This is a genomic window from Acinetobacter sp. (genome assembly GCF_041919735.1).
Taxonomy (GTDB): Bacteria; Pseudomonadota; Gammaproteobacteria; order Pseudomonadales; family Moraxellaceae; genus Acinetobacter.
On sequence record NZ_JAYRTF010000001.1, the window covers coordinates 93,362 to 112,635 of the forward strand.

The 19,274-nt window shown below is 45.8% G+C and carries 18 protein-coding genes and 1 pseudogene; 8 read left to right on the top strand and 11 right to left on the bottom strand.

Features of this window, described 5'->3' with window-relative positions:
• Positions 1-73 precede the first annotated feature (73 nt).
• Together ACE3T3_RS00435 and ACE3T3_RS00440 are read right to left on the bottom strand one after the other, a co-directional pair.
• Complete coding sequence (locus ACE3T3_RS00435) at positions 74-1,390, bottom strand: hypothetical protein (RefSeq protein WP_374663036.1); 1,317 nt, start codon at positions 1,388-1,390, stop codon at positions 74-76.
• An 80-nt stretch (positions 1,391-1,470) separates the two neighbouring features.
• On the bottom strand, positions 1,471-1,989 hold the full coding sequence (locus ACE3T3_RS00440; protein ID WP_374663037.1) for a hypothetical protein: 519 nt from the start codon (positions 1,987-1,989) through the stop codon (positions 1,471-1,473).
• A gap of 242 nt (positions 1,990-2,231) precedes the next feature.
• Here ACE3T3_RS00440 and mrdA point away from each other — a divergent pair, with 242 nt between their 5' ends.
• Both mrdA and rsmD read left to right on the top strand, forming a co-directional pair.
• The gene (mrdA, locus tag ACE3T3_RS00445) at positions 2,232-4,277 is read left to right on the top strand and encodes a penicillin-binding protein 2 (protein ID WP_374663038.1); all 2,046 of its coding nucleotides are present in this window, start codon (positions 2,232-2,234) and stop codon (positions 4,275-4,277) included.
• Positions 4,278-4,286: 9 nt separating this feature from the next.
• Positions 4,287-4,847, top strand: coding sequence for a 16S rRNA (guanine(966)-N(2))-methyltransferase RsmD (gene rsmD / locus ACE3T3_RS00450; RefSeq protein WP_374663039.1), 561 nt, complete (start codon positions 4,287-4,289; stop codon positions 4,845-4,847).
• A gap of 280 nt (positions 4,848-5,127) precedes the next feature.
• Here the strand turns inward: rsmD and ACE3T3_RS00455 are convergent, their stop codons facing one another.
• A complete protein-coding gene (locus ACE3T3_RS00455) occupies positions 5,128-5,349 on the bottom strand; it encodes a hypothetical protein (RefSeq protein ID WP_374663040.1) in 222 nt (73 codons plus the stop codon).
• Positions 5,350-5,714: 365 nt separating this feature from the next.
• Between ACE3T3_RS00455 and ACE3T3_RS00460 the strand changes: the two genes are divergently transcribed.
• On the top strand, positions 5,715-6,446 hold the full coding sequence (locus ACE3T3_RS00460; RefSeq protein ID WP_374663227.1) for a sulfite exporter TauE/SafE family protein: 732 nt from the start codon (positions 5,715-5,717) through the stop codon (positions 6,444-6,446).
• Positions 6,447-6,505: 59 nt separating this feature from the next.
• Here ACE3T3_RS00460 and ACE3T3_RS00465 read toward each other — a convergent pair whose 3' ends face one another.
• Positions 6,506-6,820 (bottom strand): hypothetical protein, encoded by a 315-nt coding sequence (locus ACE3T3_RS00465; protein WP_374663041.1) that lies wholly within the window; start codon positions 6,818-6,820, stop codon positions 6,506-6,508.
• 286 nt (positions 6,821-7,106) lie between these two features.
• Positions 7,107-7,562, bottom strand: a complete 456-nt coding sequence (locus tag ACE3T3_RS00470) for a hypothetical protein (RefSeq protein ID WP_374663042.1) — start codon at positions 7,560-7,562, stop codon at positions 7,107-7,109.
• A 312-nt stretch (positions 7,563-7,874) separates the two neighbouring features.
• On the opposite strand from ACE3T3_RS00470, the gene ACE3T3_RS00475 reads away from it, so the two are divergent.
• Positions 7,875-8,213: a hypothetical protein gene (locus ACE3T3_RS00475; protein ID WP_374663043.1), complete on the top strand. Its 339-nt coding sequence runs from the start codon at positions 7,875-7,877 to the stop codon at positions 8,211-8,213.
• A 95-nt stretch (positions 8,214-8,308) separates the two neighbouring features.
• Here ACE3T3_RS00475 and ACE3T3_RS00480 read toward each other — a convergent pair whose 3' ends face one another.
• Complete coding sequence (locus ACE3T3_RS00480) at positions 8,309-8,908, bottom strand: 1-acyl-sn-glycerol-3-phosphate acyltransferase (RefSeq protein ID WP_374663229.1); 600 nt, start codon at positions 8,906-8,908, stop codon at positions 8,309-8,311.
• A 257-nt stretch (positions 8,909-9,165) separates the two neighbouring features.
• Here ACE3T3_RS00480 and ACE3T3_RS00485 point away from each other — a divergent pair, with 257 nt between their 5' ends.
• A complete protein-coding gene (locus tag ACE3T3_RS00485; protein WP_374663044.1) occupies positions 9,166-9,660 on the top strand; it encodes a copper resistance protein NlpE in 495 nt (164 codons plus the stop codon).
• A 203-nt stretch (positions 9,661-9,863) separates the two neighbouring features.
• Positions 9,864-11,099 carry a hypothetical protein gene (locus tag ACE3T3_RS00490; RefSeq protein WP_374663045.1) on the top strand — a complete coding sequence of 412 codons (1,236 nt, stop codon included), beginning with the start codon at positions 9,864-9,866 and terminating at the stop codon, positions 11,097-11,099.
• Between the two features lie 119 nt (positions 11,100-11,218).
• Here the strand turns inward: ACE3T3_RS00490 and ACE3T3_RS00495 are convergent, their stop codons facing one another.
• The 5 genes from ACE3T3_RS00495 to ACE3T3_RS00515 all read right to left on the bottom strand — a co-directional run bounded on the left by ACE3T3_RS00495 (position 11,219) and on the right by ACE3T3_RS00515 (position 16,482).
• Positions 11,219-12,379, bottom strand: coding sequence for a helix-turn-helix transcriptional regulator (locus ACE3T3_RS00495; protein WP_374663046.1), 1,161 nt, complete (start codon positions 12,377-12,379; stop codon positions 11,219-11,221).
• Between the two features lie 209 nt (positions 12,380-12,588).
• The gene (gene groL / locus ACE3T3_RS00500) at positions 12,589-14,223 is read right to left on the bottom strand and encodes a chaperonin GroEL (protein WP_374663047.1); all 1,635 of its coding nucleotides are present in this window, start codon (positions 14,221-14,223) and stop codon (positions 12,589-12,591) included.
• Between the two features lie 79 nt (positions 14,224-14,302).
• Entirely contained in the window at positions 14,303-14,593 is a 291-nt protein-coding gene (gene groES / locus ACE3T3_RS00505) for a co-chaperone GroES (protein ID WP_374663048.1), read from the bottom strand.
• 199 nt (positions 14,594-14,792) lie between these two features.
• Complete coding sequence (locus tag ACE3T3_RS00510; RefSeq protein ID WP_374663049.1) at positions 14,793-15,563, bottom strand: metallophosphoesterase; 771 nt, start codon at positions 15,561-15,563, stop codon at positions 14,793-14,795.
• Entirely contained in the window at positions 15,544-16,482 is a 939-nt protein-coding gene (locus ACE3T3_RS00515) for a diacylglycerol kinase family protein (protein ID WP_374663050.1), read from the bottom strand. Before ACE3T3_RS00515 ends, ACE3T3_RS00510 begins: the two co-directional genes overlap by 20 nt.
• 412 nt (positions 16,483-16,894) lie before the next feature.
• On the opposite strand from ACE3T3_RS00515, the gene ACE3T3_RS00520 reads away from it, so the two are divergent.
• The gene (locus ACE3T3_RS00520) at positions 16,895-18,724 is read left to right on the top strand and encodes a phosphoenolpyruvate carboxykinase (GTP) (protein ID WP_374663051.1); all 1,830 of its coding nucleotides are present in this window, start codon (positions 16,895-16,897) and stop codon (positions 18,722-18,724) included.
• Between the two features lie 174 nt (positions 18,725-18,898).
• A pseudogene (locus ACE3T3_RS00525) lies at positions 18,899-19,226 on the top strand (hypothetical protein).
• The last annotated feature ends 48 nt before the right edge of the window (positions 19,227-19,274 follow it).

Genomic DNA, 19,274 nt, shown 5'->3' on the forward strand with positions numbered 1-19,274 from the left:
AAAAACATCCTCATTTAAACAATGTATTTGACGCCTTGTTCATATCAGTTCTCTGACATGCTTCAGCATCTAATTATAAGAAAGCCACAAACAAATGTATGGTGCCCGCAATAAAGCCAGTAACGCCGCCCAAAACAATGAGGATCCATTCGTCTTCCTGAAAGGCAGGACGCAGCAGATTCTGAAATTCCTTAGGTGTCAGCTCGCGGATACGGTCTCGAAACATTTGAAAGATTTTCTGTGCACGGCTCGCATTAAACGCAGGGTCGCATACAGGCACCATCGTAATTTCAATTGAGCGATCAATCAAGTCTGTCTTGAGTTTTGCGTACTCTCTTGGCCCTAATGACAGCTGTAAAGATGTTCTGACCAATGGAGTTTCCATAATTTCATTAATATGGCGCTTGACAATACGGCGGGTCTTGTCTTTTTTGCTGCCGTACATCATTTCAGTCATGATCGATTTCAGCGTGATCAGGTCTTCGGTCACGACGCTGGCAAAGACATCAGAAACCTCTTCCTGACGCTTCATAAACGCGCCCTGCATATTGTATGTGCCTATGCGCGGAATCACCGGCTTGATCCATGGGAACTTGCGATTCTTTGTTAATTCAAAGAATTGCGGATAGCGGATGTAATGCGGCTCGATTGGATTGAATACCATCCAAATGGCGATCCAGTTGGTCAAGAAACCCCAAACTGATGCCCAGAATGGCACCGTCCAATGCCAAGGCACCACAAACCAGACGATCATCTGGAATATGCCAAAGAACATCCCGATCAAGGCGCTGATATGCCAAATAAAATTGATTTCTTTTTGGCCGACTTTCAGGAACATCCGCACCATTAAGCGGCGGTCGCCTTCCATTTGGCTCACCACCATTTCACGCATATCCACAAGTGACTCGACGTTCATGGTCAGTTCGGTCACAAGTTCTTTTAATGTACCCGGTAATTGTTTCTGTGCTTGAGCATAAATACGGCGCTTAATTGAATACGGCAAATTTTCCCACAGCACGGCATTGCGGTCGATCATCACTTCATCAATTAGATGTTCCAGCTCAAATCCGACCTGCTCGCCAATGATGCGCGCCATATCTTCCGGATCCATCGCCTCCAGAAACTCACGCAGCGAACCTAATTTAGACAGCGTATTGTCAGTGATAATGCCTGAAATGCGCCCGGCCTTGCGCGGCACGATGCCCTGCCAGCCCACTGGCAGCGGCCCCAGATGGAATCCCCAGAAATTAATCGGGTAAAACACCATTTTCAGCGCCATCCAGACGTGCGCCCAAGTAACAAAAGCAGTAACAGGAATAATGCTCAGTACAGCCCAGAAATCTGGCCGTTTCAAAAAGGTTTGCCACAACTCATTGACGTACTCAAGCATGCATAACTTCCATATTTAATTTTATTCAGGGAATATATTAATTTAAACAGATTCAATTCAAACAAAGTTGAATATTGTCTCTATAAACCGATACTTAAAGTATAGGAAAATTGTATTTTCGGTTCTGTTTCAGCAATCGTGCGCCCGCTGCTGTCGGTCAGCTCTTCACCGGCGCCAATGCCGACGCTGAAGGTGCTGATCCGCTCTTTGCTCAGCATAACATAGGATAAATCCACACCGCCGCCTAAACGGCTTTCATAATCGCCATCTACATCTTTACTTTCAATATGGCCGGCGTATACGCCTAAATAATAGCCATTCTTGTCTTTGCCGGTAAAATGAATGGGATGGCGGAACCCGGCCTGAGCGCCGAAAGTTTTATCGCCATTCAAAAATGCGCCCGCTTTTACATAGGCAATGCCGTATGGATTAACCCATTCCGTATTCACATGCAGTAATTTTTGCGTAAATCCGGCCCCCACATTCCACGCCGAGACATCCGCTCCAGTTAAATTCGCTTCCGGCAGAATACCGCTGTCTTGCGCTGCCGCGGCATGTGCAATAAATGCCAATGCTAACAAAGAATAAGCTTTGTTCATTATTTTCACCATCATCCTTAATTTCAGGCTTTTTAGTTGTAATAAGTCCTATTTTTATGCTTTCCGACTTTAGCAGAATAATATGGACTCTTATATACAGCACCGAACTTTTTTAATGTCTGCAAAGTCAAAGTTTAAGCGAAACTTACAATGCGGCTTTGAATTGGCTTATCAAATTTTGGGAACTTGCGGTAGAATGGTCAGCCTTAAATTCCCCTTTGTGTATCTCAAGTCGATCGCGTATGAAGCAGCACTTTCCTTTAAAAAATGTACAGCAAGAAAAGCGCATTTTCCGCAATCGAATTTACTTCTCATTGGGCATTGTGATCTTCTTTTTATTGCTGCTGGTTTCACGTTATTCTTATCTGCAAATTTTCAATTACGACAAATTCGCCACAGATTCGGATAAAAACCGTGTCCGCCTGCAGCCGCTGCCGCCTGCCCGCGGCTATATCTATGACCGCAACGGTGTACTCTTAGCCGACAACTATCCGGTTTTTTCAGCCACCATGAGCCGCGCCGACATTCAGGATATTGACGATACCGTGCGGCGCTTAACGCCGGTCATCAATCTGTCCGAAGAAGATATTGACCGTTTCAAAAGCCGGATTAAAACCTCGAAAAAAACGGAGCGGGTTGCGCTGAAGCTGAATTTGAATGAAACGGAAATCGCCCGTTTCAGTGAAGTGAAGTTTCAGTTCCCCGGCGTCAACATAGAGACGCAAATGACCCGCTATTATCCGCATGGCGAATTATTTGCGCACGTGATTGGCTATGTCGGCCGCATCAATGACAAAGAATTAAAAGATATCAATAAAGATTTATATGCCGGCACCAACCTGATCGGTAAAATTGGCGTCGAAAAATATTATGAAGACCTGCTGCATGGCCTGCCCGGCAATGAATCTGTAGAGGCGGACGCGCACGGCAACGTGCTGCGCCACTTGGGCCGCAAAGACCCGGTTCGGGGCAATGATTTATATTTGTCTCTGGATTATGGCTTGCAGGTTGTCGCCTCCGAGCAGCTCGCAGACCGCCGCGGGGCCATTGTCGCGATGGATCCGCGCACGGGTGAAATTCTGGCGCTGGTGTCCAGCCCTAGCTTCAACCCGAATCTATTTGTCACCGGCATCAGCAGCAAAGACTATTCTGCGCTGCGTGATGATTTGGATCAGCCGCTGTACAACCGTGCCGTGCAGGGAACCTACCCGCCCGGATCCACCATTAAGCCGATGTTCGGCTTAGGCGGCCTGCACTACAACATCGTGGACTGGAACACGGCTATTTCTGACCCTGGCTATTTCTCTTTGCCTGGCGATTCGCACCGTTTCCGCGACTGGCGCAAAACCGGCCACGGCTCCGTCAACCTGCATAAAGCGCAAGTGGTTTCATGCGATACCTATTACTACACCCTTGCCTACCGCATGGGTATTGAGCGTATGAATACCTGGATGCGCCAATTCGGCTTCGGGGAAAAAACCGGCGTTGATTTACCGAGTGAGAGCACCGGCCTCTACCCAAGCCCGGAATGGAAAATGCGTACCCGGAAAACCAAATGGCTGAAAGGCGAAACCATTTCAGTCAGTATCGGCCAGGGCGCATTTACTGCAACACCGCTGCAGCTGGCCATGGCTACCGCTATCACTTCAAATGCTGGCCAGCACGTTGTTCCGCACGTGCTGCGCGAAAGCAAAGGAACCAAACCCTATACGGTGCATAATGCGCCGGACGGCAAAATTGATTTCAACGGCAAGCCCGAAGACTGGATTAAAATGCGCGATGCCATGGTGGATGTGATTGAAACTGGTACCGGCCGCGGCATCCGCACCCCGATGTATAAAATTGCCGGCAAAACCGGTACCGCGCAGGTGAAGAGCATTGCGCAAGGCAAACGCTATAATGAAGCGCTGCTCACTGAACGCCAGCTCGACCATGGCCTGTTTGTGGGTTTTGCGCCCGCAGATAAGCCGGAAATTGCCATTGCGGTGATTTGGGAAAATGGCCGGCACGGCGGTTCGGCTGCGCAGCTGGCCCGTCCAGTATTTGATTATTGGCTGCTGACACGCAACAAATCTCCGATCCGTCCATCGGCATCTCAAGTCAGCGGCGGATTGATGACCGCAGGCATTAAGCCAAGTGAATTGCCGAGCGGTGAAAATCCAGTGCAAAACAATGCCGGCGGCCAAGATGCTGCCAGCAGCGCCGCGCATAGCCATGCGCCTGCTGCGCCAAACCGCAATGCCCATGCTGTCGCGCCAGCCAGCCAGCCAGCTGATGATGAAGAGTAGAAATCAACAATGAAAAACCAATTGCGTATTATTGGCGGGGAATGGAAACGCCGCCAGCTTCCATTTGCCAGCATTGACGGCCTGCGCCCGACACCGGACCGTGTACGGGAAACCTTATTCAACTGGCTGATGTGGGATATTCAGAACGCCTGCGTCTTGGATGTGTGTGCAGGTTCCGGCGCACTGAGCTTTGAAGCCTTGTCCCGCGGCGCATCGCAAGTGGTCATGATTGAGCCTGACCGCACGCAAGCCCAGTTTTTAACTGACAACCTGCAGCTGCTGAAAGTCACTGCACAGCATGCCAAACTGAAAGTTTCAACTGCGCAGCAAGCGCTGCCGGGTTTAAAGGATCAGTTTGATCTGGTGTTTTTAGATCCGCCTTATAGCTTGGATTTATGGGAACAATTGGCGGTATTGGCCGATCCGCTGATCAAAGACCAAGGCCTGATTTATGTTGAGGCAGACCGTGACTTGGCCCAGCTGAAATTGCCCGGCAGCTGGCATAAAATTAAAGAAACCAAAGCCGGTACTGTCCGTGCCGGCCTATTTCAAAAATCGGCAGCGGTTTAAAATAAGCGCAAGCGGGATGAAACTGCGGCTGGATCGGCTTCCAGCATCAGCCTATTCATCATAAAAATTTAGATTTGATTTGAAATTGCATAAGCTCAACGCATCATCCTGAAAGCACAAAAAGGACGCGAAATACGCGTCCTTTTTGCTGTCAAATGCAGGCACAATTTAAGGTCTTGCAGTGCACAGCTGAGTGTTATGGCTGCAATAGGCCTAGACCATTCCTGAAGGAATCTTTGCTCAAGCTCTGTTTTGCCCACCGGCGGGTTTCATCAGCGCCTTATTGCTGATTTTCATTATTCCAGTGGCGGTGTCCATCATCATGGCGGTTGTGATTACGCCAGTCAGGATGGTCATTGCGGTCACCATCCCAGCGGTGATGGTTGTCATACTGTCCTGAATGATGCCTGCCGTCGTGCGGGTAATCATCGTCATACGGCGAAACCATGCAGCCTGTCAGCACAGTGGCGAAAACAGATAGCAGAATTATTTTTTTTATCATTTCATCACCTCTCTATTTCAATGAATTTCCAGCTCATTTTCGGTTATCCATTGAATATTCAGCTTACTTATTCATCGGTTTGCGGCAGATTCATCTCATGCTCAATAATTCCTATGAGTTGAATTGCGGTTTAAACCTTGTGTATGCATTCAGTATTGCGCAGCGCGATGGAGATGGATCGGATTTAGTGTAAGTTTCTTGTATCTGAAAATTCATCATTTGCAGCAAGGGCTGTATTTTGCAGGAGCAGCATGCCTAAGCTTCCCGCTCTGCTGCACAGCGCCTGCTGAGCATAGAACAAAAAATGATTTTCCTGTACTGCCGCCAGCCTTTACACTCATTCTGCAGTTTCAATGACATATATGATGACTTGGTTTTTATTTATCAGCGGCGCGGTGATCGCCGGCTTTATTCAAGGTTTAACCGGCTTCGCCTTTGCGCTTGTCGCCATGTCGTTTTGGGTCTGGGTGCTGCCGCCGCAATTGGCGGCTCCCTTAGTGGTGTTTGCCTCTATTTGGAGCCACATCATTTCTTTGCTCCATGAGCAGCGGCATCACTTCTCTAAAAAACTGATTTTACCCTATATTCTTGCCGGACTGCTTGGCGTTCCCATTGGCACGCATTTGCTGGAAATTATTCATCCGCAGACCTTTAAATTGGTTTTGGGCTTATTTTTAGTCCTTTGGTGCCCCATGATGCTGTTCAATCCGCAGATTAAACGCATTCGCCAATCCGGAAAAATCGCCGACAGCAGCATCGGCTTTATCGGCGGCATACTGGGCGGGCTCGGCGGTTTTTGCGGCTCGTTGCCTTCAGCATGGGTCATGCTGAAACATCTGCCCAAAGATGAACAGCGCTATATCTTGCGGCATTTTAATTTCGCCATTCAGGTCTTTACCCTGTTCAGTTATCTGCTGCAGGGCACCATTCACCGCATGCATCTGCCGTATATGGGCGTGCTGCTGCTGTGCGTCAGCATTCCCGCCATTCTTGGCGCAAAACTGTTTTATAAAATATCAGAACGGCAATTCAAGCATACCGTTTTAAGCCTGCTTTTTGCCTCCGGCTGTTTTTTGCTGCTGACCAGCCTCATTTAAGGCTCTTTTAGATGCCCGAGGCTGGCACTTACTGCTATGCATAACTCATTTGCAAGGCTTTAGAGCGGTTTAGACTGCCGGACTGGACGCGCGTCACGCACAGGAGCATCTTCTTCCCTCGCTTCTTTGATATCAGAATCATCCTGCTGTGAACCCGATAGATTATTCACCAAAAGGCAGCCAGGCGCTGCAGATGAAATAGAAGCATGACTTGCTTTTATATCAGGCTTTGGATTTGGTGTTTCAGCATAGGCACTGCTGCTTGCCCGCTGATCTATAGACTGCAGAACTGCAGGTACCGACGCCGCATAACTGCTGCTGACTAAAACAATGCAAAGCGCAGCAAAAGGTTTTCTGAACAGCTCTAAACGCATAGGCCTGGCCTCGGGCGATGATTGAAGCAGTTCAGGCATTATTATTGGAAATATTGCAGAAATCTTGAAAGCCTTGTAAGCATTCGTACAGTTGGCGTTCAAATACATCAGCTGTTATATGCAAGAGTCAAATACTGCGGCCCGCGCCTGCACTGCAGCCTATCCTCCTGCAATATTTAAAGTGTCCGAAATTCTATCTTATATTTAGACGCATACTGAAATTGCTCATTTAAGCAGCTTCTGATGGCCAGTGGCTGAGTGGCTGAGTGGCTGAGTGGCTGAAAGCTTAAAATTTCGCATGCCAATAGAAACGGATAATTTGCCCGCGGTCATAAGGAAAATTGGATAAATATTCGTAGCCTATGCTTTGCCTGCCGTTTAATCTCAGCTCGAGGCCAAAGCCGAATGAAATGCCGAAATCCTGCAGACCAATTTGTTCAGAATGCCCCAATAAAAACTTATTTTGCGCCGAGCCAGCCTCATAAGCGGTATAGTTATAAATCTTCACGACATCATTTTCAAAAAATGCATGATTCAGCACGGCATAGTCCTGCTGCCCCTCCAGCTCATTGCGGGCCAGTTTCTGCTGTTCCTGCCCGTTTGGGTTTTCCAGGCTCTCATCCATGACAATAATGCCGTCTTGCATTTGGCTGAACGCAGATGCTGAACAGCAGTTCAAAACTACGCCGACTGCCCATGCCTGAAAGCAGTTTCCCCAATTCGCCCCGCGCTCATGCCACATGCAACTGCATTCTTAAAAATAAATGGATTTGAAATACTTATATTCAAAAATCAGCCGGATGTCCATGCCATCTGCAGGCGCGCTGCGTCCTAAAGAAATTGCATCACCCGTTCTTTTCACGATGCGGCAGAGGCTCGCCTGAAAAATACCAATTCAACGGAGCAGCTAAACAGTGCAGCGGCAGATCTGCTCAGCGTGATTGATCAGACTCATTTAACTGGACACTAATTCGGCGATTATTTCGATCAAAACCAAACATAGCCCGCAAAAGTTTATACAATATTTGACCCAATCATTATCTTCATCCGCATTATGAAATCGCTCGCCATATTTGCCACAGCTTTAGTCTTGGCAGGCTGCTCGATTAGTACTTCCCGTGACATAAAAAAAGCCGAAAAACTGCTGTCCAGCTTCCAGTGCAGCAATATTGAAAGTTCACAGATGGCGCATTCCCCCATCACCAGCTACCATGAACAAACACTGCAAAGCTCAAAGCAAAAAGCAGCAGCTTATATAGAAAGCTATAAAAATGGCGAAAAGCTGTTCAATATTCCTTTGACGTCCGTTGTTGAGCAGCAATACAGCATTTATAAAGACGCCTGCCAAAACTTAGGCGGCATTTCACAAGACATACCATCCTCAGACCAATAATTTTCAGCGGCCATGCCCATAAAAAAACGCCGGACATCATATCCGGCGTTTTTAAACTGCATGCCAGACCTAACCCCCAGCATGCTTTTAAACACTTATTCCGCTGAATAATAGCGGCTGTCAACACTGAAGTCTTCAGGGAATTTGGGGCTGATTTGCGCATAAAACTGCATGATTTCCGCCATGTCTTTTTCATAATCCCCTGTCGGATAAACAATTTTACCGACACCGGTTTTTTTCTTTTCATAATCCATATAGGCCAGCGCAATCGGCACGCCGGCATTGCAGGCCACATGATAAAAGCCGGTTTTCCATTTTTCCTGCTTGGCGCGGGTTCCTTCCGGCGTCACCAGCATCACCAGTTCTGGATGCTCTTTAAATAAGCCTGTCATCACATCGACCATACTTAAGCGCTGCTCGCCAGCGGCTTTCGGACTCCGGTCAATGCCGATACCGCCCATCGCGCGGACAAAGGGGCCAAAAGGAAGCTTCATATAACTGTCTTTAATGGTGAGGCGGACATTCACCCCTAAGGCTTTCAAGGCCAAACGCGCATACAGCGCATCCCAATTGCTGGTATGCGGCGCAGCAATCATGACGCATTGCGCTAAATCCAAAGGCCAATGGTTATCAATTTCCCAGCCCAGCATATTCAGGCTTTTTTCTGCAAATTTTTCAAACACTGGCTGCACCATCGTCATGTGAATAAGGCGCAAATTCTAACGGCAATTCAAAATTAAGCCAGCCCAAGCTGATCACTTATCAGGCAATTAATATATAAATGTATAAATATTTCCTGCAAGTCCTATATCTGAGCCATGTACGCAGATATATAAATATTTTCAATATTTTATGCAGACAGAAGCCTTTACAAGAAGTTTCTTTCAATATTTGAAGCGCCGGCTAAACTGTTTATTAAATAAAATACAGCTATACATAGAGGGTCAGTTCCGTGAAAAAAATTCTTTTATTAATTGCCATCAGCAGTTTAGTGTTAACAGCATGTTCAAAACCCGACAATGCAGCCACATCCAAAGATCAGGCGCAAACAGCTCCAGCAGAAACAGCCGCTGCACACCATGATTCAAACGCGGATCATGCAGCACCTGCAGGCGATACTGCAGAAAACGCTTTAGATTGGGCTGGTGAATATAAAGGTATTTTCCCTTGCGCAGACTGTGAAGGCATTGAAATCGAACTGGAGCTCAAAGACAACAAAACTTTTGAATTAAGCGAGAAATACCTTGGCAAAGGTGACGGCAAAAAATTTGAAAGCCAAGGCTCATTCAGCTTTGATGCTGAAAATCCCTCTATCATTACGCTGGATAAAGCCGGCGATAACCGCAAATTTTTTATTGGCGAAAACTTTGCCGAAGCGCGCGACATGCAGACAGGCAAGGCAATAGACAGCAAATTAAACTATAAGCTGGTCAAAGAAATGCATTAAAACGTGGCATTTATTTCAAGCTCAACAACCCAATTCATCTCATTTAGGCGCTGATATTCAGCGCCTTTTTAATTAAAGCTTCTTTTTATGGCGCCGCCGGCCATTTTCATTTTGTTCTTTCCCCTCCCCATTTGCGGATAGTTTAAACAGCTATATTCCTCATAAGATGGGAAAAACCGCGTCACAACAACCAAGGGAATATCATGAAAAAAACACTATTGGCAATAAGTTTGGCCTGTTTATTAACAGCCTGCGGCAGCTCCTCTGATGATGACTCATCTTCTGGCGGCGGCGCGCCATCATCCAGCCTGCAGACCGGCGTATTCACGGATGGACCTGTTGCAAATATCCGCTATGAAACCTCGAGCGGTTTAACCGGCACCACCGATGCGCAAGGGCAATTTCAATACAATACTGGTGATTCTGTCACTTTCTATTTAGGCGATATCAAACTTGGCAGCAGCGAAGCACAAGCGCATGTCACTCCGCTGGACCTATCCCCTGATTCTCCAGTACGCGCCACCAATCTTCTGATCCTGCTGCAGTCTTTAGATTCAGACCACGATCACAGCAATGGCATCAGGATCAGTGACGATGTGCTTGCTGCACTGAAAGGCAAAACGCTGGATCTCAGCGTAGATACTGAACAATTTGTTCAAAGTCCAGCGCTGACAGAAGTCTTAAGCAGTGAAAATCTCACGCTTGTGACGGCAGATGCGGCTAAAAAGAATTTCTTTGATAGCTTTATTAAAGACAATGCTGGCGCTTGGATTCTTGAGGATAAAACAGACAACAGCAAAGTCATCCTTTATATCGATAGCGAAACGGCTTCGGGTGACAATCAATATGCCTTTAACTTCCTCCTTGGCGAAACAGCTGCAGCTGATGATTCTGGCAAGCCAGGCATCGAAAAAGGCCAGATCAGCTGGGATCCAATGACAGGCAAATTAAGCAAAGTCCAAGATTTTGAAATAGATACCAATGGTGAATGGGGGCTTTCGCATCCGCAAGGTGATTTCATTTTAACCTATGGAACAGCCAAAGATACTTTAATCCTGAAAGAAGGCAATGAGACACACATCTTTAAAAAAGCTGACAATACAGCAAATAGTGTTGTAGGCACATGGGTGACCGATGGCTTAATCATCAATCTGGCCAGCGATAAATCATTTATCACAATTGCGACAGAAACTGATGATTGCGCGCAGCCAGGCATAGAAGCAGGAACATATGAAGCAGGCGCTGATTACATACAAGCCAAAACGATGAGTATAGATACAACAGGATGCTCAGGTTTTGTGGATACTTGGGGCAGTGCCGCAGACCAATATGATTTAGATAAATTTAAACTTACCTTGGCAGGCAACTCTTTAACTGTGCAGTATGTTGATGGGGATACTGGCGAGACGGATGTACCGGTAGTTTTTAGCCGAAAATAAGATCGTATCTTTTTTTAGTTAATTTTTATTTTTAGTTAATTTGCAAAAAGGCCTTGGTTTTCCAAGGCCTTTTTGTTTTTTGATCCGCTTTTTTATTTATCCAATGCACGATTTAATCCTTAATAGACATGCTCAAAATGAATGGTCATACCCATCAGCTTGTACAGCAGCTCTGCCTGTGAATTGCAATGCATCTTTGAATAAATATTTTTAACGTAAGTGCGGACTGAATTCATGGTTAAACAGCAATGCGAGGCAATTTTTTCCAAATTCAACCCATTGACAAACAGCTCGCAAATCTCACACTCTCTCGCAGACAGCGCATAATTTTCTTTCAAAAAAGGCGTAGCCAATGCATAGCGCTGTTCCAAATCTGAAATAGACAGCACCACATAATTTTGCATCCGGTCTGCCAAATGCGCCAAACCGTTCATGCTGTTAAATGGTGTGATGGTGACCATAAATTGCTGGCCTTGCTCATCCTCCAGCGCCAATACGCCGCCCCCGGCATCCTGATGTTTCAGCTTCGTTCCAGAATGGGCTGCATGCACCAAATGTTCAAACTTTTTCTGATACTGCTTGCCCGTGCAAATTTTATTGCTGTGATCAAATTCAAAGATCTTATTTTGCGCCAGCTGCTGCTGCGCGCGCTTGTTCGAATAGTAAAAACGGCAGTGTTCATCAACTAAAATTACGCCGACTTTAATCGCATCCAGCATTTTAAATAGATTGTCATGCTCGATTCTTGAAAAGCTCAGCTGCCGATGGATCTGCAGCGCTCTGCGTATATGCACGCCTATGCGCTTTAAAAAGGCCAGTTCTTCCTGCTGGAATGCAGGCTGATCAGCTGCGCGGTATAAGCCCAATACCGCCCAGCGGTAATTCCCCTCATCCAGCAGCACACCTGCGATATAGCAAATGCCTGTCGATTTTAAACAGCGCTCGTAAAATACCGCCTCATCATGATTCATCAATTCAGCATAGCTGTTTAAGTCCTGATGCATCACTTCGCCAAGGCCGACTTGCTGCCATAAAGGCAAATGCAGCTTCATATCTGTCAGCGTTAATTGTTCATCCAGAAAAGCTTCATGCTCAGCTTGAGAAATATTCCATGTATGCAGAAAATCATAATTCGGATTCAGCTGATCCATCGCTGTTAAAATGGCTGTTTTACTATGTGTGCATTCAACAATTTGCTTAATTACATTGGGCCATAATGAGGCATCCAAGCCTGCATCATAGATCGTCCCGATCATCGCATTCTCAATTTCAGGGTCCATGGCATGCCCTTTTTATTATTTAGTATGACTTAATATTATCCAGTTATTATTCAAAGTCAAAAATACATGATTTATTACATAACTTAAGGGTTTCATTCAAATATAAATCTATTCATATAGAAGAAGCTCCCTTAATTCTGCCGCGGATTATTAAAATAAAAAATCCCTGCATATAGCAGGGATTTTTTAGATCAAATGACCGGAATGACTTACATCATGCCGCCCATTCCACCCATTCCGCCCATATCAGGCATCGCTGGTTTATCTTCTGGAATTTCAGTGATCATGCATTCAGTCGTCAGCATTAAGCCCGCAACAGAAGCCGCATGCTCAAGCGCAGAACGTGTTACTTTTGCTGGATCAAGAATACCCATTTCAAGCATGTCACCATAAGTTGAAGTTGCAGCGTTATAACCGAAGTTGCCTTCGCCATTTTTCACAGCATTGATGACAACTGAAGGCTCATCACCCGCGTTCGCTACGATTTGACGAAGCGGCGCTTCAATTGCGCGGCGTAAAATGCTGATGCCTACGTTTTGGTCATCATTCGCGCCAGTTACACCGTCAAGAGATTTCGCTGCACGTACAAGCGCCACACCGCCGCCAGCAACCACGCCTTCTTCAACCGCAGCGCGAGTCGCATGCAGCGCATCGTCAACACGGTCTTTCTTCTCTTTCATTTCAACTTCAGTCGCTGCACCGATTTTGATCACGGCAACACCGCCTGCTAATTTAGCAACGCGTTCTTGAAGCTTTTCTTTGTCGTATTCAGAAGTAGATTCTTCGATTTGCGCGCGGATTTGAGTTACACGCTCAGCGATTTGACCTGCATTGCCTGCACCATCCACAATCACGGTGTTTTCTTTAGATACAGTCACTTTGTGCGCAGTACCTAAATGTTCAAGTGACGCTTGTTCAAGCGACATGCCCACTTCTTCAGAAATCACTGTTGCGCCAGTCAAGATCGCGATGTCTTGCAGCATTGCTTTACGGCGGTCACCGAAACCAGGCGCTTTCACTGCGCATACTTTAATGATGCCGCGCATGTTGTTCACAACAAGTGTTGCCAACGCTTCGCCTTCAACATCTTCAGCGATGATCAGCAATGGTTTACCTGTTTTTGCAACCGCTTCAAGAACAGCGATCAACTCACGGATGTTGCCGATTTTTTTATCAACAAGAAGAATGAACGGGTTTTCAAGCTCTGCAGTCAAAGTATCTTGTTTGTTTGCGAAGTATGGAGAGATATAGCCGCGGTCAAACTGCATGCCTTCCACAACGTCTAAAGAATCTTCAAAACCTGAACCTTCTTCAACAGTGATTACGCCTTCTTTGCCCACTTTTTCCATTGCTTGCGCAATCAGTTTGCCGACAGTTTCGTCAGAGTTGGCAGAAATCGAGCCGACTTGTTCAATCGCTTTAGTATCTGACGCTGGTTTTGCAGTGGCTTTAATTTCTGCAACCAATGCTTTAACCGCAAGATCGATACCGCGTTTCAAGTCCATTGGGTTCATGCCCGCAGTCACAGACTTGATGCCTTCGTTCAGGATCGCTTGAGCCAATACAGTTGCAGTAGTTGTACCGTCACCTGCGATATCATTGGTTTTAGAAGACACTTCACGAACCAGCTGAGCGCCCATGTTTTCAAACTTGTCTTTCAGAGTGATTTCTTTAGCAACAGAAACACCATCTTTAGTGATGTGCGGCGCACCGAAAGAACGGTCGATGACCACGTTGCGGCCTTTAGGGCCTAAAGTCACTTTGACTGCATCTGCAAGCACGTTTACGCCTGCGATCATTTTTGAACGCGCTGAATCACCGAATTTTACGTCTTTAGCTGACATGCTGAACTCCAAATATTTTTAAATTTTAATCAATTATATTGCTTCAATAGCAAGCTCTGAATCAGATTGATCTTCTGAATTAAGCTTCAAGAACCGCTAAAATATCAGACTCTTTCATTACAAGAAGCTCTTCGCCGTCGACTTTTACTTTCGTGCCGGCATACGCGCCGAACAGTACGTTGTCGCCTACTTTAACGTCTAAAGCGCGAACGCCATTGTCCGTTACTTTGCCATTGCCTACAGCAATGATTTCACCTTGAGCTGGCTGTTCAGCAGCAGAAGTACTCAAGATCAAACCGCCTGCAGTTTTAGTTTCCTTTTCTACGCGGCGGATCACAACGTTGTCATGTAAAGGGCGAATCTTGCTCATTTCTAACTCCATAGACATTTGCATAAATGTCATTTGATTACGATGTGAAGATGACTCTTATTCCTAGGTCATCAACAAAATTTTGATATGACACTTTTGTGGGGATGGAAAAAAACGCTTCAAGGGCAAAACTGAAAAATATTTTTAAATTTGCCTGCTTTTTATGCAGATTCCATTCAGTTTTTAAATTCAGCATCGTTCAGCGCTTTTTACGGCGGCTGAAAAACTGTTTTGAAGCCGGATCAAATAAATAAGGCTCAACATCACCGGTCTCATCCAAAGTATTGAAACTGTTCGGCAATCCTTCATGCAGCCGGTACGATGTAGCGGTTCCGGCATGAATATCCAGCACGGGATGCTGCGCCTGCAGCTGATAAATCAGATTAAGGTCATACACTGCCGGCACATGCAAATGCCCATGCAGCAAGCCATATAAACCGCTCTTGCTCCATGTTTCCAAAGCCATGCGCCCCATGACAGGACAATCATTCACGCCATGCGGATCGTCCGGCGGCGTATAAAAAGGCTGATGCGCCGCCACAATTTTCAGCTTATGCGCCGGCGCCTGCCGCAATTTTTCATCGACCGCCTGAATTTGCGCTAAAGAAATATGGCCGCGTGTGTGGTAGCGGCGGCGGATGCTGTTTACGCCAACCACATAAAAATGCTCAGTTTCCAAAACCGTTTCCAAATTGCCGAAGAACAGCTGATAGCGGGCAAACGGGCTGAAAATACGGCTCCAGACATTGTACAACGGAATATCGTGATTGCCCGGAATAGCCAAATACGGCATGTTCAGGCTGTCTAAAAATTGCCGGCAGGCCAAGAACTGGCGGTAGCGCGCGCGCTGAGTTAAGTCGCCGCTGATCACCGCAGCTTCCGGCCGGTGTTCTTGGCAAAACTGATGAATCGCATCAATGCAGCTTTGCCGTTCCGTGCCGAAGTGCAAATCAGACAGATGCAGCAGCATGAGGCACCCGAACCTGCAAAGCATTTTTCTGCACGCGAATGTGCAGCGGCGGCTTCATTTCCACAATTTCACCATCCAAGGCAACGGTCAGCTTTTTGCGCGGCGAATCAATCACCACCTGATCGGCATCAAAGCTGTAAACATCCGGCGCTTTTTCGATGGTTCCCTTGATCAATTGCCACAGCAATTTAAACAGCGTGAGTTTGCCACCTTTCGCGACCACCACGCCCGCCACTCGGCCTTGCGCGGCGCTTTCAGCAATTTTCAGATTTAAATCCGCCAGCTGCAGCTGATTATTGCCGAAAAAGATCAGCGGTGTTTTCACTGGATATGTCATGCCATCCACTTCAATTTGCAGCTTCAGCTCTTTGCGGTCTCGAATCAGCACATCCAGCCCAGAGGTATAGGCATTTAAAGGGAAACGGCCAAAATGCTGATTGTATTGCTCACGTTTTTGAATAAATAACGGATACAGCCCCAGGCTGGCATTATTTAAATAAATCTGATCATTGATGACAGCTGTGTGTACGGCGCGGTTTTCGCCTTCCGCAATAACTTTGGCTGCTTGCAATATATCCAGCGGAATATTCAGCGCCCGCGCCACGTAATTAAACGTCCCCAGCGGTAAAATCCCCATCGGCACATTGCTGTTCATGAGATAGCGGGCCACGGCATTTAAAGTGCCGTCACCGCCAGCAGCGGCAATGATCCCCGTATTGGCTGCATTTTGATGGCGCTGCATCACTTGCTTCATCAGCGCGGCAAAAGTTTCAAACTTGCCCATTTCAAAAGATTGTATTTCATAATCATATTCGGATAATAAACGTACAAGTTCTTCATAGATTTCATCTTTATTTACCGCATGAAATCCTGAGTTCTTATTATAAATAATAGACAGCGGCTGCGCTTGATTTGACATTATTTAGGCGCCTTTAAAGCATTTATTCTAATTTTGTCGAATTTATCAGCAATTAACTGTTCCTTTATGTAAAATTCAAATGATCCCCATTTATTTAATCAATAATAAGTCTCAAATGAATTCAAAAGCTAAATTATTGTTTTTTAATAAAATTAATAAACTAAATAATATCCATAAAATAAATAAATGACATAAAATTATCAGAAATTCAATTATAAATTATTGTTTTTTAATATTATTATCAATAAATATCATCATTCTCCCATATAAATCAACCTCATCTTTAGTCTTATTTTTTTTATGAAATTATGCTTTAATAGCGCCACTTTTTTTCATCTTTCATCTGGGCGATGTACCCCATTGCTCCGATTATACTTTGTACATTTTGTACACTTTTAAGATAGGCCTCACCATGACCCAAGTGAACGCACCAGAATTCGTTCGCCATCCTAAGCTTATTGCTTGGGTGGAAGAGATTGCAAAATTAACGAAACCAGCGAAAATTGAATGGTGTGACGGTAGCGCAGAAGAATATCAACGTTATATCGACTTGATGATCGCTAACGGCACAATGCAAGAACTGAACCAAGAAAAACATCCTGGTTCTTACCTTGCTAATTCTGATCCTTCTGACGTTGCTCGTGTTGAAGGCCGTACTTTTATCTGTTCAGAAAAACAGGAAGATGCTGGCGCAACAAACAACTGGGAAGCTCCAGCTGAAATGCGCGCCCGTCTTAACGGTTTATTCGACGGTTCAATGAAAGGCCGTACTTTGTACGTTGTTCCTTTCTCTATGGGTCCTTTAGGTTCTCATATTGCACACATCGGTATCGAGTTAACTGATTCTCCTTACGTTGCAGTAAGCATGTCTAAAATGGCTCGCATGGGTAAAGCTGTTTATGACGTACTTGGTACTGACGGTGAATTCGTTCCTTGCGTACACACTGTTGGTGCGCCACTGGAAGAAGGTCAAAAAGATGTTGCATGGCCTTGCAACCCTGAAAAATACATCGTGCATTACCCAGAAACTCGTGAAATCTGGTCTTATGGTTCAGGTTACGGCGGTAACGCATTGTTAGGTAAAAAATGCCTCGCTTTACGTATTGCATCTTCTATGGGCCGTCAACAAGGCTGGTTAGCTGAACACATGCTAATTCTTGGCGTGACCAACCCACAAGGCGAAAAACACTATATCGCAGCGGCATTCCCTTCTGCATGTGGTAAAACAAACTTCGCAATGTTGATTCCACCAGCAGGTTATGAAGGTTGGAAAATTGAAACTGTAGGTGACGATATTGCTTGGATCAAACCAGGTGAAGACGGTCGCTTATATGCAATCAACCCTGAAGCTGGTTTCTTCGGTGTAGCACCGGGTACAAATACCAAGACCAACCCGAACTGTATGGCAACATTGACTAAAGATGTTATCTATACCAACGTTGCAGTCACTGACAACGGTGAAGTTTGGTGGGAAGGTCTTTCTAAAGAAGCGCCTGCTAACCTGACGAACTGGAAAGGTCAACCACACGTTGCTGGTGAAAAAGCGGCGCATCCAAATGCTCGCTTCACTGTTGCTGCGGGTCAATGTCCTTCTATTGACGCTGACTGGGAAAATCCAGCAGGTGTTCCAATTTCTGCGTTCATCTTCGGTGGTCGCCGTGCAGATACAGTGCCTCTAATTTCAGAAGCATTTGACTGGGTTGACGGTGTTTATAAAGCTGCAACGATGGGCTCTGAAACAACTGCTGCTGCTGTTGGTCAACAAGGTATCGTTCGTCGTGACCCATTTGCGATGCTTCCATTTGCTGGCTACAACATGGCTGACTACTTCTCTCATTGGTTAGAAATGGGTAAAGAAGTTGGTGAGAAAGCTGCTGCTCATGGCAACAAACTTCCTGGTATCTACAACGTGAACTGGTTCCGCCGTGATGCTGAAGGCAACTTCGTATGGCCTGGTTTCGGTCAAAACATGCGTGTTCTTGAGTGGATCATTGACCGTTGTGAAGGTCGTGCAACTGCTGTTGATACACCTATCGGCCGTGTACCGACTTTCGAACAATTGAACTGGACTGGTTCTGACTTCACGAAAGAACAATTTGATCTTGTGACTTCACAAGACAAAGATCAGTGGATCAAAGAACTTGAAAGCCACACTGAGTTATTCAACAAACTTGGTGATCGCCTTCCAGAAGCACTTAAAGCGCGTCAAGCTGAGTTAATTGCTGCTGTTAAATCTGCTTAATTCATCTTTGAATCCCTCTTTTAATAGAGGGATTCAAGAAGATTAAAAAAAAGACCGCTTTATGCGGTCTTTTTTTAAATAAAAAATGTATAAAACGTCATAACAATTCATGCTTTACAAAACGCAAAGAAACAATTCACTATTCTTAAAATTCTAAGCGCTTCAATCATGCTAATGACTGCATCCGGTTTTGCCGCCGCCGATCAAGAAACAGCGTAAAACCCGCAGCGCATTTGCGCCATTGCGGGCAAACCAGACGCAAGCTAATACCACATTAAAAAGCACATCAAAGTAGCCAAAGGCATATATGGCAGCGTGGTCGGGGTTAATCCGCGTTTTGCGGCCTGCGCTCACCAAATCAGCGGATATTGTAATCAACCACCATATCAGCCAGCGTTTTGGTTTTTAGCCATGGCGCATCGTGCGCCCTGTAATTACAGGAACGGCAGTAAAATGGAATACTCCCGTGAACTGCACATCCCTTGACGGCATTGAAATTTAATCTCCGGCACGCTGTTCAAAAGCCACAAATTGGATTGCGGCTTTTGAT

What these genes read in the sequence shown, in the direction of transcription:
- ACE3T3_RS00480 (WP_374663229.1), bottom strand. Translation starts at nt 8,908, where the DNA reads ATGGTGCAGCCAGTGTTTGAAAAATTTGCAGAAAAAAGCCTGAATATG.
- ACE3T3_RS00520 (WP_374663051.1), top strand. Translation starts at nt 16,895, where the DNA reads ATGACCCAAGTGAACGCACCAGAATTCGTTCGCCATCCTAAGCTTATT.
- ACE3T3_RS00515 (WP_374663050.1), bottom strand. Translation starts at nt 16,482, where the DNA reads ATGTCAAATCAAGCGCAGCCGCTGTCTATTATTTATAATAAGAACTCA.
- ACE3T3_RS00460 (WP_374663227.1), top strand. Translation starts at nt 5,715, where the DNA reads ATGACTTGGTTTTTATTTATCAGCGGCGCGGTGATCGCCGGCTTTATT.
- ACE3T3_RS00455 (WP_374663040.1), bottom strand. Translation starts at nt 5,349, where the DNA reads ATGATAAAAAAAATAATTCTGCTATCTGTTTTCGCCACTGTGCTGACA.
- mrdA (WP_374663038.1), top strand. Translation starts at nt 2,232, where the DNA reads ATGAAGCAGCACTTTCCTTTAAAAAATGTACAGCAAGAAAAGCGCATT.
- ACE3T3_RS00510 (WP_374663049.1), bottom strand. Translation starts at nt 15,563, where the DNA reads ATGCTGCTGCATCTGTCTGATTTGCACTTCGGCACGGAACGGCAAAGC.
- groES (WP_374663048.1), bottom strand. Translation starts at nt 14,593, where the DNA reads ATGAGCAAGATTCGCCCTTTACATGACAACGTTGTGATCCGCCGCGTA.
- groL (WP_374663047.1), bottom strand. Translation starts at nt 14,223, where the DNA reads ATGTCAGCTAAAGACGTAAAATTCGGTGATTCAGCGCGTTCAAAAATG.
- rsmD (WP_374663039.1), top strand. Translation starts at nt 4,287, where the DNA reads ATGAAAAACCAATTGCGTATTATTGGCGGGGAATGGAAACGCCGCCAG.
- ACE3T3_RS00475 (WP_374663043.1), top strand. Translation starts at nt 7,875, where the DNA reads ATGAAATCGCTCGCCATATTTGCCACAGCTTTAGTCTTGGCAGGCTGC.
- ACE3T3_RS00465 (WP_374663041.1), bottom strand. Translation starts at nt 6,820, where the DNA reads ATGCGTTTAGAGCTGTTCAGAAAACCTTTTGCTGCGCTTTGCATTGTT.
- ACE3T3_RS00495 (WP_374663046.1), bottom strand. Translation starts at nt 12,379, where the DNA reads ATGGACCCTGAAATTGAGAATGCGATGATCGGGACGATCTATGATGCA.
- ACE3T3_RS00440 (WP_374663037.1), bottom strand. Translation starts at nt 1,989, where the DNA reads ATGAACAAAGCTTATTCTTTGTTAGCATTGGCATTTATTGCACATGCC.
- ACE3T3_RS00470 (WP_374663042.1), bottom strand. Translation starts at nt 7,562, where the DNA reads ATGTGGCATGAGCGCGGGGCGAATTGGGGAAACTGCTTTCAGGCATGG.
- ACE3T3_RS00435 (WP_374663036.1), bottom strand. Translation starts at nt 1,390, where the DNA reads ATGCTTGAGTACGTCAATGAGTTGTGGCAAACCTTTTTGAAACGGCCA.
- ACE3T3_RS00490 (WP_374663045.1), top strand. Translation starts at nt 9,864, where the DNA reads ATGAAAAAAACACTATTGGCAATAAGTTTGGCCTGTTTATTAACAGCC.